Source organism: Microbacterium sp. K35 (genome assembly GCF_004794375.1).
GTDB classification, from domain to species: Bacteria; Actinomycetota; Actinomycetes; order Actinomycetales; family Microbacteriaceae; genus Microbacterium; species Microbacterium sufflavum.
In genome coordinates this window covers 1-10,854 of sequence record NZ_SSDM01000233.1, presented here as the reverse complement: position 1 = coordinate 10,854, position 10,854 = coordinate 1, and the positions used below count along the sequence as shown (strand labels likewise).

Below are 10,854 nucleotides of genomic sequence, written 5' to 3'. Positions count from 1 at the left end.
CGAGGGCCGCGGCGACCCCGCACCCCAGGAGCCCGAGCAGCACGATCGCCAGGAGAGCGGCGAGCACGGTCGCCGGAGCGGTCCGCGACGCCCGTGTCTCCCGGCGCAGCAGTCGGCGCGTGGCGGCGGGCGCGCTCATGCGACCCTCCGCTCGAGCGCACGCCGCACGCCGGTGAACCGCACGTCGACCGCGCCCACCCGTCGCGACGCCAGCTCCCCGAGCCGACGCACGAGGGTCTCGCGCAGCACCTCGCCGCGGTCGGCGAGGGTCGTGCCGTCGGAGCGCGCCAGCACGACGGGCACGACCACCGTGACGCGCAGGTCGCCGCGCCGGTCGCCCAGCTCCACCGCGATGTCGTCGAGCCCCACGCCCGCGGCATCCCTGGCGATGCCGAGGGCGATCCGGTGCAGGGCGCGGGCCTCGACGGACGTGGCCCCCGCCACACCCGACGACGCCCCTGCCCGCTCGACGCTCACGAGGACGACCGCCGTCCGCGGACCACCTCGGCGAGCGCCCGCACGTCCAGGCGACCGTCGGCGATGCGCCCGGCCGCCGCGCCGACGAGCATCGCGAGGAGCACGAGCAGGAACGCCCAGAAGCCCAGCACGATCCAGGTCAGTGCGAGGACCGCGGCCGCAGCTCCGCCGATCACCGAGGCGTTCACTGGACTCGCGCCTCCTCGGCGTCGGCGTCGTCGTCCGAGGGGATGTGCACGTCGTTGACGCTCACGTTGATCTCGGCGACGTCCATGCCGACCAGGTCGACCATGGCCCGGTGGATGGCCGTGCGCACGTCGTCGGCCACCTTCTGCAGCGACACCGGGTACTCCGCGACGATCGTGACGTCGACGGCCACCTGCGTCTCGCCGACCTCCACGCTCACGCCCTGCGAGAGGTCGGTCGTGTTCAGCACGTCTCGGATCGCGCCCATCATGCGGGCCGCCCCGCCGCCGAGCGCATAGACGCCGCTGACCTCACGGGCCGCGATGCCCGCGATCTTCGCGACGACCGCGTCCTCGATCGTGGTCTTCCCCACCGCTGCGGCCTGCGCCGTCGGTACGACCTGAGCCTTGGGCTGGCTGCCCCCCGTCACGTTCGCCATCTCGAGCTCCTTCATCCGTGTGTCCGCACCGTGGGGCGCGGGCCGTGTTCTTACGACACCACTAAGACGCATGAGGCACCTCGGATGTCACGAATTCGTCGAGGGTTTTTCCGGGCGGGCAGAGAAACGCACTCTCACAGTGCACTCCAAGGTTGAAAGTGCAAAGTTGCACTCTATGGATGCAAGTGCAGAATCGACGAGGGAGCAGCGCAAGCGCGAGACGTCTCGCGCGCTCACCTCGGTGGCGCGGCGCTGGACGGTCGAACGGGGCTTCGCCGGCTTCACGATCGAGGAGCTGTGCACCGAGGCCGGGGTGTCGCGCCGCACGTTCTTCAACTACTTCGAGAGCAAGGAGAACGCGGTCTTCGGCATCACCGTGATCGACTCCCGCCAGGAGGAGCTGGAGGACGCTTTCGCGAACGCCGACGGCGACCTGCTCGACGACTTCGTCGAGCTCACCGTCGCCCGCTTCTCCCTGTTCGACCCCGTCGAGCATGCCGCCGAGCTGTTCGCCGTGATCGAGCACGAACCGCGACTGCTCAAGGCCGCGTTCGAGCAGCAGGAGAAGCACGAGCGGCGCGACGTCGCCCTGATCACCCGCCGGCTCGAGGGCGTCGAGGACGCCGAGCTGCGCGCGCAGGTGCTCGTGCAGTCCGTCGGTGCCCTCGTGCGCCTGTGCATGGAACAGCTCCTGCACCACCACTCCACCGAGCCGTTCGCCGAGCTGATCCGACGCCGTCTCCGGCTCGCGCGCGACCTGTACTCCCCCGCACAGAAAGCCCACTGAATGTCCGCCACCGCCACCGCCGACGCGCCCTTCCTGCTCACGAAGCGTCGCATCTGGATCATCTTCAGCGCCCTGATCGCCGGCATGCTGCTCGCGAGCCTCGATCAGACCATCGTGTCGACCGCGATGCCGACCATCGTGGGCCAGCTCGGCGGCGTCGACCACCAGGTGTGGATCACGACCGCGTACCTGCTGGCCACCACCATCGTGATGCCGATCTACGGCAAGTTCGGCGACGTGCTCGGTCGTCGCAGCCTGTTCCTCGTCGCGATCGCGCTCTTCACGCTCGCGTCGGTGGGCTGCGCCCTGGCGACCGACTTCTGGATGTTCGTCGTGTTCCGGGCGCTGCAGGGCCTCGGCGGCGGCGGACTGATGATCCTGTCGCAGGCGATCATCGCCGACATCGTGCCCGCCAACGAGCGCGGCAAGTACATGGGTCCGCTCGGTGCCGTGTTCGGGCTCTCCGCCGTGGCCGGTCCGCTGCTCGGCGGGTTCTTCGTCGACCACATGACGTGGCAGTGGGCCTTCTACATCAACATCCCGGTCGGGATCGCGGCGTTCGTGATCGCGCTGGTCGCGCTGCAGCTGCCCAGCAAGAAGGCCGAGAAGCGCATCGACGTGCTCGGCGTGATCTTCCTCTCCCTCGCGACGACGTGCCTGATCTTCTTCACCGACTTCGGCGGCGACAAGGAGTTCGGGTGGGATTCGCTGGCGACCTGGGCGTGGGGCGCCGGCCTCGTGGTCGCCGCGACCGCGTTCGTCATCACCGAGTCCAGGGCGCAGGACCCGATCATCCCGCTGAGCCTGTTCCGCAACCCGATCTTCGTGAACGCGACGGCCATCGGACTGGTGCTCGGGATCGGCATGTTCGCGGCGATCGGCTTCGTGCCCACGTTCCTGCAGATGTCGTCCGGCACGTCGGCCGCGGCCTCCGGGCTGCTGATGATCCCGATGATGGTGGGCCTGATGGGCACGTCCATCTTCTCGGGCATCGCGATCTCGAAGACCGGGAAGTACAAGGTCTACCCGATCGTCGGCACGATCGTGACGGGCCTCTCGATGGTCGCGATGACCACGCTGTCGGCCGAGACGCCGATCTGGCTGATCTGCGTCTTCCTGTTCGTGTTCGGGGCGGGTCTCGGGCTCATCATGCAGGTCGTGGTGCTGGTGGTCCAGAACGCCGTGCCCGCGGGCGAGATCGGCACCGCGACGAGCACCAACAACTACTTCCGGGAGGTGGGGGCATCCCTCGGAGTGGCCGTCTTCGGCACGATCTTCACGACGCGGCTGACGGAGAACCTGCTCGGCGTGTTCGCCGGAGCCGGTGCCTCGCCGGATCAGGCGTCGCAGGCCGCGTCGACCATCGACCCCGCAACGCTCAGTGCGCTGCCCGACGAGGTGCGCGACGGGATCGTGACCGCGTACGCCGATGCGCTCGCCCCGGTGTTCTGGTACCTGGTGCCGTTCGTGGCGCTCGCGCTGCTGCTGTCGCTGTTCCTCAAGCAGATCCCCCTGTCCGACCAGGCGGGACTCGTGGCACGCGGCGAAGCCATCAGCGGCGAGGAGGCGGAGCGGCTGGAGGCCGCTCAGCGCGCCGGCGGACGGACGAGCACCGCGGTCGACGGGCCGGAGGGGTCCGACCCGTCGACCGCGGACCGGTGACCGGTCAGGGGAGGTCGGCGACGTCGAGGTCGTCGTCGTCTTCGCTGGCCGGAAGGTCGTCGGGCTCGGGGTCGTGATCGTTGGTGACGATGTCGGCGTCCACACCGACGGCGTCCACCTCGGGGCCATCGTCGGCGGCGTTGCTGTTCGGGTCTGACATGGGGATCTCCGTTCCTCGGCCTCGTGGAGCGCCAGTCTCCCGTGCCGGCGGGCCCGAGCGCAGGGGCTTGACATGACCTCCGGGTTCCGGATGGCCCGTGCGGCCGAGAGGCGCTGGCCATCGTCGGGCGGCCCGGCGCGCGCGGGGCCGGGTGTCACGGTCAGCTCTGCTCCCCGACGGCCTGTGCGGGATTAGACGAGCCAGCGGGGGCAGAACGCGCCGCAGGCTCAGCTCCGCTCCCCCGGCGGCCTGTGCGGGATCAGCCGAGCCAGCGCGGGCAGAACGCGCCGCAGGCTCAGCTCCGCTCCCCGGCCGCCTGCGCACTGACGGTGACGATCGCGAACACGACGGCGGCGATGCGGTCGTCGTCCGCGTGGGCGTGGGGGTCCCACAGCACGTCGGTGCCGATCACCTCGGCGGTCATGTCGTCGAGCGGCTGCTCCTCGTCGCGGGCAAGCCCGTCGGCGAGCCAGGCGGCCGCGCGGCGCAGGTCGGCGCGATCGATCGTGTGGTGGGGGTCCTCGATCGACGCGCCGAGCACGTCGGCGACGGAGACTCCCCGGCAGCGGAGCCCGGCCACCGCACCGGACAGTGCGCCCGCCGCGACCGCGAGGCCGTAGCCCGCGGCGATGAGCGCGTCCCAGGAGACGGGGCCCGCGATGTCCTCCAGTCCGAGCGAGACGCCCGCCCTGTCCGTCACGGCGACCATCACCGCCCGATGCGCATGGCAGTAGACAGCGGTCGCGGAGGGAGCGGGGGTCGGCACGGCGGTCCTCTTTCCGGGGAGCCCGCCTCGCTCGTCCGCGCGAGGGCACGGAACGGCTCTCACTCTAGTCCGCGGATACGACGAAACCCCCGGACGTATCCGGGGGTTTCGAGCTGTAGCAGGAGCGGGGCTTGAACCCGCGACCTCACGATTATGAGTCGTGCGCTCTCACCAACTGAGCTACCCTGCCGCACGGCATCCGCATCGCAGATGCGAACTCCGAGCCCCGAGTCAGGATTGAACTGACGACCCCTTCCTTACCATGGAAGTGCTCTGCCACTGAGCTATCGGGGCGTGCTGCCCCTCGCGGGGCAACCACACGAGAATACCATCACTGTGGCGTCCTCATGAAATCAGGCCGGTCAGTACGACGTGCGTCCGGCGTTGGCACGGAGCCACGGCATCGGGTCGATCGTCGTGCCGTTGACGATGAGCTCGAAGTGGAGGTGCGCGCCGTAGGAGCGGCCCGTGTTCCCGGTCTTGCCGATGACGGTGCCGACGGTGACCCGGTCGCCCGCCTTCACCTGGAGCGAGCCGTACTGCATGTGCGCATAGTGGCTGGTGATGGTCTGACCGTCGATCACGTGGTCGATGTAGACCGTGACCCCGTAGGCGCCGCCCTGCTCCGTGGCGGTGCGCACCACGCCGTCGGCGATCGCCTGGATGGGCGCGCCGTTGCCGGGGGTGAAGTCGATGCCCTCGTGCAGGCGCCCGCTGCGCATGCCATAGCCGTACGACATGCCGACGCCGACCATGAACGGCCACTGGATGGCCGCGTCGGGGTCGTTCGTGAAGACCTCGCCCGAGTAGTTGATGCCCTGCTCGGCCGCGACCTCGACGAGCGAGACCGTGCTGTAGTCGTCGTTGCGGGTGAGCGGTGCGTTCTGCACGTCGGAGGGCGCGACGAAGGCCTGGATCTCGTCGTTCGCCGACCCCGCGGCGTCGGCGGCGGCAGCGGTCACGAGGGAGGTGGACGCCATCGACCCTCCGCGCGCGGCGGCGACGGCCTCGGCGGGCAGCGTCATGGAGACCGCGAGCAGTCCGGCCAGACCCATGACACCGACGGTCGCGCCGACCGTCACGAAGCGCCGGAGACGGCGGGGACGCGATGCGACGTGTTCGGCCGCCGCACCCTGCACGTCGGCGGCGCTGGCGAATGACGGGGCACTCGCGGCCGCAGCAGGGACGGTGCGCACGGTGCCGGTGCTGCGGAAGGCGCGCGAGGCACGCTCGAACGCGTCTCCCTCGGCGTCGGCTTCGGCCACGAACGGCTCGGAGGCCGGCGGGATGGCCTCGGCGGCTGCGGCCTCGGCGGGTGCGTCGTGCGTCGCCGTGAGGGGCACGGCGGGGACGTCGGCCACGGCGGGCACGGGCGTCGCGGCGATGAACGGTTCGGCGGGAGCCTGAGGCACCGGCGGGACGTCGTTCGGCCGCTGACGTGCGGCGCGACGGGAGAGGGGTGCGACGGCGGCGAGCGCGACCACGGTCTCCGCGTGAGCGAGGGGTGCCGTCGTCCCGGTCGCCGGGGCCTCGGTGGCCGCAGTGCGATGACGGCTGGAGCGACGCGTGGGCGCAGCGGCAGCCTGGGGATTCTCGAAGGGCAAAACTAGTCTCTCGGTCGTTCGTGTTGCTCGGGGGCGCAATGACAGCTTTCACCTTCGGGTGGTGAAAGTAACGATCGGGTAAACACTACCCCGATCACCCTGGGAATGCCATGTATCAGTTCAGGTTTCTCGGCACAGGATCTCGGTGAGCCGCGCGTGCACGGCTGGCCCTCCGGCGATCAGCAGCGGCCGAGGGGAGTCGGTGTCGACGCGCGTCACGATGCCGCCCGCCTCGCTCACCAGTAGCGCGCCCGCCGCGAGGTCCCAGGGGGCCAGTCCGCGCTCGAAGTAGCCGTCGAGTCGGCCAGCTGCGACGTACGCGAGGTCGAGTGCGGCCGACCCCATCCGCCGGAGGTCCCGCGCGATGGGCATCACCCGGCGCACGGTCGCGAGGTCGCCGTCGTGGGTCGCGGGGTCGTAGCCGAACCCGGTGGCGAGGAGCGCGCCGGCCGGTGTCTCCTGCGTGACCTCGAGGCGCCTGCCATCGAGCCAGGCTCCGTGACCTCGAGCGGCGGTGAAGGTCTCCCCCACGGCCGGTGCGTGCACGGCGGCGGCGAGCGCCTCCCACCGGCTCGGGTCGGGCTCTCCCTGCACGGCCGCGATGCTGACGTTGTAGGCCGGGATGCCGTAGGCATAGTTGACGGTGCCGTCGATGGGGTCGACCACCCAGGTGATCCCGCTGTCGCCCGCCGCCGTACCGGACTCCTCGCCGAGGAAGCCGTCGTGCGGCCGCGCCGTCAGCAGACGGTCGCGGATCAGCGCCTCGACCTCGCGGTCGGCCTCGGTCACGATGTCGGCCAGTGTCGACTTGGTCGCAGCCAGGGTGACCCCCTGCTGTCGGCGTGTCCTGGCGAGCTCCCCCGCCTCCCGAGCGACCTCCGCGGCGAGCGCGCCGAGCTCCTGCTCCTGTGACACTGTCACGACGCCCGGTTTCCCGGCGCGGGAGGGGGCGGCGGGAACGCGGGAGGTTCGCCCTGATGCGGCGCGGGGGGCTCCGGCGCGGCGGGTCGGGGCGGTACCGGCGCGTCCGGTACCGGAGGGCCGGGCTGGGCCACCGGGGGTGCGGAGGGCGCAGCCGGAGGCGCGGGCTGCGCGACCGCGGCCTCGGGAACCACGGGGAACGCCGTGGTCTGCGGCTGCGGGAGAGCCTGCTGCGGAGCCGTCGGGTAACCGGTGTAGTACGCGTTCCAGTCGGGCGAGCCGTCGGGCAGTGCGGGGAGCGGGGTGCGGCCGTCGGCGAACGTGGGCCACGCGGGAGCCGGGTTCTGCGGCGTCGGCGTGGCGGCCTTCCTCGGCGCGAAGAGCGCGTTCAGCAGGGGGATGAGCGTGGTGCCCACCGCGACCAGGATCGTGAGGGCGACCACGATGCGCCAGTACAGCTCGCTGTAGTCGAACGTGTTCGGGAACGCGAGGAAGAACACGAGCATCGCCACGAGCGCACCGAGGAACACGACCGTCACGATGAAGATGACGCGTGTGAAGGTGGTGACGTGGCGCTGCGCCGCCTTCGTGAACAGACGCACGTGCAGCAGGGCGAGCTGGAGCACTCCGATCACGAGCAGGAGTTGGAAGAAGCGCTCCGCCCCGAAGTAGATGCCGTCTTCCGGGAGCCAGATCTTCACGAGCCCCACCAGGAGCGCCACGACCCAGCTGACCATGCTCGCGAGCTGGAGCCAGTCCGGGCGGTTGGGGGCGAGCCCGGCCTCCAGGATCGCGATGCCGGCGAACGCGGCCAGGAGCAGGATCGTGAGGAAGGCACGACCGATCAGGCCGTTCTGGTCGCCGATCAGCACCCACACCACGCACACGAGCGCGGCCGCGATCAGCGCGCCGATCGCCACCCAGATCGAGCCTCGGATGAGCAGCGACATGTTCTTCTTCTCAGCCTGCGGCGGCGTGCTGATGTCCGGATGGGACATGGGGGTCCTCTCGTCGAGTGGCGATCGATGTCCACATCCTCCCACGCGCGCCGGTCCCGGTTCGGGGATCTTCGCGCCGTGCAGACGGACGCGACGAAAACCGGTGGCTGGGGAGGAAGAGTCAGGCGGTCTTGCGCGCCGATGCCGCAGCGAACGCGGCGACCCGCGCCTGCGCGTCGGGAGTCTCGAGTGCGGCACCGATCGAGCGCGCCTCCTCCGACAGCTGCTCGACGAAGGTGCGCTCGGGCTGCGACCGCACCAGCCGCTTGGCCTGGCCATAGGCATCCGCGGCCCCGGCCAGCCAGAAGCGGGCGACCTCCTCGGCGCGCGAGCGCACGGCCTCCGCCTCCGCGGCCGCGTCCTCGCCCTCCACGACCTCGGCCACCAGTCCCCACTCCAGCGCCTCGGCCGCCGTCAGCAACCGATCCTGCAGCACGAGCTGCAGCGCTCTGCGCTGACCGATCGCACGGGCCAGCTGCGCCGACACCGACAGGTCGGGCGTGAGACCGATGTTGGCGTACAGGCTCCCGAGCTTCGATCGTGCCCCGACCACGGCGTAGTCGGTCGCGAGCAGGATGCCGAGCCCGCCACCCGCCGTCGTACCGTGGGCGGCGGCGACCACCGGGATGCTCGACTCGGTCAGCGAGCGGATGCCCGCGTTGATCACCTCGGCGAGCGCGGTGATCTCGGCACCGGAGGCGCCCATCGTGGTCGCCATGTCGATCACGTCGCCGCCCGCGCAGAACGCCGGCCCCGCCGCGTCGAGGAGGATCGCCTTCACGTCGCTCCGCGAGGTGGCCTCGGCCGTGGCGTCACGCCAGGCGTGGGCCAGATCGGCGTTGAAGGCGTTGAGGCGAGCCGGACGGTTCAGCGTCAGCCGCGCCATCCCCTCGTCGACCGCGAACAGGATGGCTTCACTCATGGCGTCTCCCTCGAGCACAGGACGTGTGGATCCAGGCTAGCCGGACTCAGCCCTGCTCCCACACGCGGGAGACGAACCCCTCCATCCGGCGGCGCGTGCCGTCGAGGCGGAAGTCGGCCTGACCCGCCGCGCGGATCTCGTTCGGCGCGAGCGGATGCGCGAGTCGCACGTTCTCGTGACAGGAGAGGTCCGCGCAGATGTACGTGCCGAAGGAGTCGCCGCGAGCGCCGGCCTCGCCCGCCCGTCGCGCGGAGAACAGCGCGACCTGGTTGCCCGGCTGCATCGTGTGGCAGATGTTGCACATGCCGGAGCGCCCGCGACCGGGCTCCGACGCCCGCAGCACGACACCGACCACGCGGCTCTCGTGCTGGATCAGCACGTAGCCGCGCTTGCCCGCGCTCGGGTCGCGCCAGGCGAAGAAGTCGAGGTAGTCCCAGTCGACCAGGAGGAAGTCGTGCGGCATCTCCATGACGCGCAGCTCGTCCGCGTCCGCGTTCACGAACGAGGCCCGGACGTCGGCTTCGGTGAGGGCTCGCATCACTCCAGTCTAGGAAACGCCCTCGACGGCGGGCGCGGTCCGTGCTTCGGACGCACCGCTGCGCTCGCGGATGAGGAACCCGAAGCCGAACGCGATGAAGAACATCAGCACCCCGTAGACGGCTGCGGGGAGGCTCAGCTCCACCGAGCCGAGCACGGACTGCGCGATCACGATCGCCAGGGTCGCGTTGTGGATGCCGATCTCGAACGACGTCGCGATCGCCTGACGCTTGCCCACCCGCAGCATCCGCGGGATGAGGAATCCGACCGCGAGGCTGACCAGGCAGAACAGCACGGTGATGAGAGCCAGACGCGCCACGTTGTCGACCAGGAGCGTCCAGTTCGAGGCCACGGCGCCCGCGATCACGACGATCAGGATGACGACCGAGGCGATGCGCACCGGTTTGTCCATGCTCGCGGCGAACCGTGGCCAGAACCGCCGGATCAGCATGCCGAGCGCGACGGGCAGCAGCACGATCGCGAACACCTCGAGGGCCTTCGACCACTGCAGCCCCAGCGTGTCATCGAACGGGCGGAAGTAGGCGATCGCGAGGTTCGTGATGATCGGCAGCGTGATCACCGCGATCACCGAGTTCACCGCCGTGAGCGAGATGTTGAGGGCGATGTCGCCGCGGAACAGGTGGCTGTACAGGTTCGCCGTGGTGCCGCCCGGCGACGCGGCGAGCATCATCATTCCCACCGCCAGCACCGGCGGCAGCTGGAACAGCAGCACGAGCCCGAAGCAGACGGCCGGAAGGAGCACCAGCTGACACAGCAGCGCGACGATCACCGCCCTCGGCTGCTTGAGCACCCGCGCGAAGTCGCCGAGGGTGAGGCTGAGGCCCAGACCCAGCATGATGATGCCGAGCGCGACGGGCAGTCCGATGGTGGTCAACGCTGATCCCATGGCACTCAGTGTGGCCGACGGAGGGCCTCGGTGTCACGGGTTCGTGAGACGCGCGCCGAAACGGAAGAAGCCCCCGACGAGCGGGGGCTTCCGTGGTGGCGAGTGAGGGATTCGAACCCCCGAAGTCGAAGACGGCTGATTTACAGTCAGATCCCTTTGGCCACTTGGGTAACTCGCCAGAGCGCACCCGTCCGACTTCAACAGCCAACCGGGGGCACGAAGATCCATCATACCCGCACGATGCGGGGTCGAGAAATCGAGGCGTCAGCTGCCGTGCACCCCGCGGTCGGACTCGGCGAGCGACTCGGGCGTGCGCAGCAGACCGCCCTCGGCCCTGCACGTCGCGGCCGCGATGTCCATGGCCCGTCGCAGCAGGGCGTCCCACTCCCCTGCGGCCTGCGGAGCAGCGGCGACCAGACCGCCGGCGACGGCGGCGAGCGTCGCATCGCCCGCCCCCACGGTGTCGACGAGGCGCCCGGGCAGCGCGG

14 protein-coding genes and 3 tRNA genes are annotated in these 10,854 nt (G+C 70.5%); 2 read left to right on the top strand and 15 right to left on the bottom strand.

All coding sequences use genetic code 11. The features are described from left to right. Positions 1 to 135 precede the first annotated feature (135 nt). The 3 genes from DW299_RS08870 to DW299_RS08860 are packed head-to-tail and all read right to left on the bottom strand — an operon-like array spanning position 136 to position 1,102. Positions 136 to 477, bottom strand: a complete 342-nt coding sequence (locus DW299_RS08870; protein WP_136036365.1) for a hypothetical protein — start codon at positions 475 to 477, stop codon at positions 136 to 138. Continuing rightward, positions 474 to 665 carry a DUF2273 domain-containing protein gene (locus tag DW299_RS08865; RefSeq protein ID WP_136031662.1) on the bottom strand — a complete coding sequence of 64 codons (192 nt, stop codon included), beginning with the start codon at positions 663 to 665 and terminating at the stop codon, positions 474 to 476. The genes DW299_RS08870 and DW299_RS08865 overlap by 4 nt, the downstream gene beginning before the upstream one ends. Continuing rightward, positions 662 to 1,102 (bottom strand): Asp23/Gls24 family envelope stress response protein, encoded by a 441-nt coding sequence (locus DW299_RS08860; RefSeq protein ID WP_240744574.1) that lies wholly within the window; start codon positions 1,100 to 1,102, stop codon positions 662 to 664. Before DW299_RS08860 ends, DW299_RS08865 begins: the two co-directional genes overlap by 4 nt. Positions 1,103 to 1,277: 175 nt before the next feature. Between DW299_RS08860 and DW299_RS08855 the strand changes: the two genes are divergently transcribed. Together DW299_RS08855 and DW299_RS08850 are read left to right on the top strand one after the other, a co-directional pair. Continuing rightward, positions 1,278 to 1,889, top strand: a complete 612-nt coding sequence (locus tag DW299_RS08855; protein WP_136036364.1) for a TetR/AcrR family transcriptional regulator — start codon at positions 1,278 to 1,280, stop codon at positions 1,887 to 1,889. Beyond that, complete coding sequence (locus DW299_RS08850) at positions 1,890 to 3,551, top strand: MDR family MFS transporter (RefSeq protein ID WP_136036363.1); 1,662 nt, start codon at positions 1,890 to 1,892, stop codon at positions 3,549 to 3,551. Between the two features lie 4 nt (positions 3,552 to 3,555). Here DW299_RS08850 and DW299_RS18995 read toward each other — a convergent pair whose 3' ends face one another. From DW299_RS18995 to DW299_RS08795, 12 genes are all read right to left on the bottom strand, one after another. After that, the gene (locus tag DW299_RS18995; protein WP_168442828.1) at positions 3,556 to 3,711 is read right to left on the bottom strand and encodes a hypothetical protein; all 156 of its coding nucleotides are present in this window, start codon (positions 3,709 to 3,711) and stop codon (positions 3,556 to 3,558) included. A 295-nt stretch (positions 3,712 to 4,006) separates the two neighbouring features. Next, the gene (locus DW299_RS08845) at positions 4,007 to 4,477 is read right to left on the bottom strand and encodes a hypothetical protein (RefSeq protein WP_136036362.1); all 471 of its coding nucleotides are present in this window, start codon (positions 4,475 to 4,477) and stop codon (positions 4,007 to 4,009) included. Between the two features lie 116 nt (positions 4,478 to 4,593). After that, positions 4,594 to 4,667, bottom strand: a tRNA-Met gene (locus DW299_RS08840). Positions 4,668 to 4,699: 32 nt separating this feature from the next. Beyond that, a tRNA-Thr gene (locus DW299_RS08835) sits at positions 4,700 to 4,771 on the bottom strand. Positions 4,772 to 4,839: 68 nt separating this feature from the next. Next, positions 4,840 to 5,961, bottom strand: a complete 1,122-nt coding sequence (locus DW299_RS08830) for a M23 family metallopeptidase (RefSeq protein ID WP_240745360.1) — start codon at positions 5,959 to 5,961, stop codon at positions 4,840 to 4,842. A 240-nt stretch (positions 5,962 to 6,201) separates the two neighbouring features. Further along, positions 6,202 to 6,996, bottom strand: coding sequence for an inositol monophosphatase family protein (locus tag DW299_RS08825; RefSeq protein ID WP_136036366.1), 795 nt, complete (start codon positions 6,994 to 6,996; stop codon positions 6,202 to 6,204). 2 nt (positions 6,997 to 6,998) lie between these two features. Further along, entirely contained in the window at positions 6,999 to 8,000 is a 1,002-nt protein-coding gene (locus tag DW299_RS08820; RefSeq protein WP_136036360.1) for a hypothetical protein, read from the bottom strand. 121 nt (positions 8,001 to 8,121) lie between these two features. Continuing rightward, complete coding sequence (locus DW299_RS08815) at positions 8,122 to 8,922, bottom strand: enoyl-CoA hydratase/isomerase family protein (RefSeq protein WP_136031649.1); 801 nt, start codon at positions 8,920 to 8,922, stop codon at positions 8,122 to 8,124. A gap of 46 nt (positions 8,923 to 8,968) precedes the next feature. Beyond that, positions 8,969 to 9,460: an FBP domain-containing protein gene (locus DW299_RS08810; RefSeq protein WP_136036359.1), complete on the bottom strand. Its 492-nt coding sequence runs from the start codon at positions 9,458 to 9,460 to the stop codon at positions 8,969 to 8,971. Positions 9,461 to 9,469: 9 nt separating this feature from the next. Then, positions 9,470 to 10,354, bottom strand: coding sequence for a bile acid:sodium symporter family protein (locus DW299_RS08805; RefSeq protein ID WP_240745359.1), 885 nt, complete (start codon positions 10,352 to 10,354; stop codon positions 9,470 to 9,472). Between the two features lie 105 nt (positions 10,355 to 10,459). Next, positions 10,460 to 10,544: transfer RNA gene (locus tag DW299_RS08800), tRNA-Tyr, on the bottom strand. Positions 10,545 to 10,630: 86 nt separating this feature from the next. Continuing rightward, on the bottom strand, positions 10,631 to 10,854 hold a 224-nt coding region (locus tag DW299_RS08795), incomplete at its 5' end, for a PfkB family carbohydrate kinase (protein WP_240745358.1).

What these genes read in the sequence shown, in the direction of transcription:
- DW299_RS18995 (WP_168442828.1), bottom strand. Translation starts at nt 3,711, where the DNA reads ATGTCAGACCCGAACAGCAACGCCGCCGACGATGGCCCCGAGGTGGAC.
- DW299_RS08855 (WP_136036364.1), top strand. Translation starts at nt 1,278, where the DNA reads ATGGATGCAAGTGCAGAATCGACGAGGGAGCAGCGCAAGCGCGAGACG.
- DW299_RS08820 (WP_136036360.1), bottom strand. Translation starts at nt 8,000, where the DNA reads ATGTCCCATCCGGACATCAGCACGCCGCCGCAGGCTGAGAAGAAGAAC.
- DW299_RS08850 (WP_136036363.1), top strand. Translation starts at nt 1,890, where the DNA reads ATGTCCGCCACCGCCACCGCCGACGCGCCCTTCCTGCTCACGAAGCGT.
- DW299_RS08810 (WP_136036359.1), bottom strand. Translation starts at nt 9,460, where the DNA reads ATGCGAGCCCTCACCGAAGCCGACGTCCGGGCCTCGTTCGTGAACGCG.
- DW299_RS08815 (WP_136031649.1), bottom strand. Translation starts at nt 8,922, where the DNA reads ATGAGTGAAGCCATCCTGTTCGCGGTCGACGAGGGGATGGCGCGGCTG.
- DW299_RS08860 (WP_240744574.1), bottom strand. Translation starts at nt 1,102, where the DNA reads ATGGCGAACGTGACGGGGGGCAGCCAGCCCAAGGCTCAGGTCGTACCG.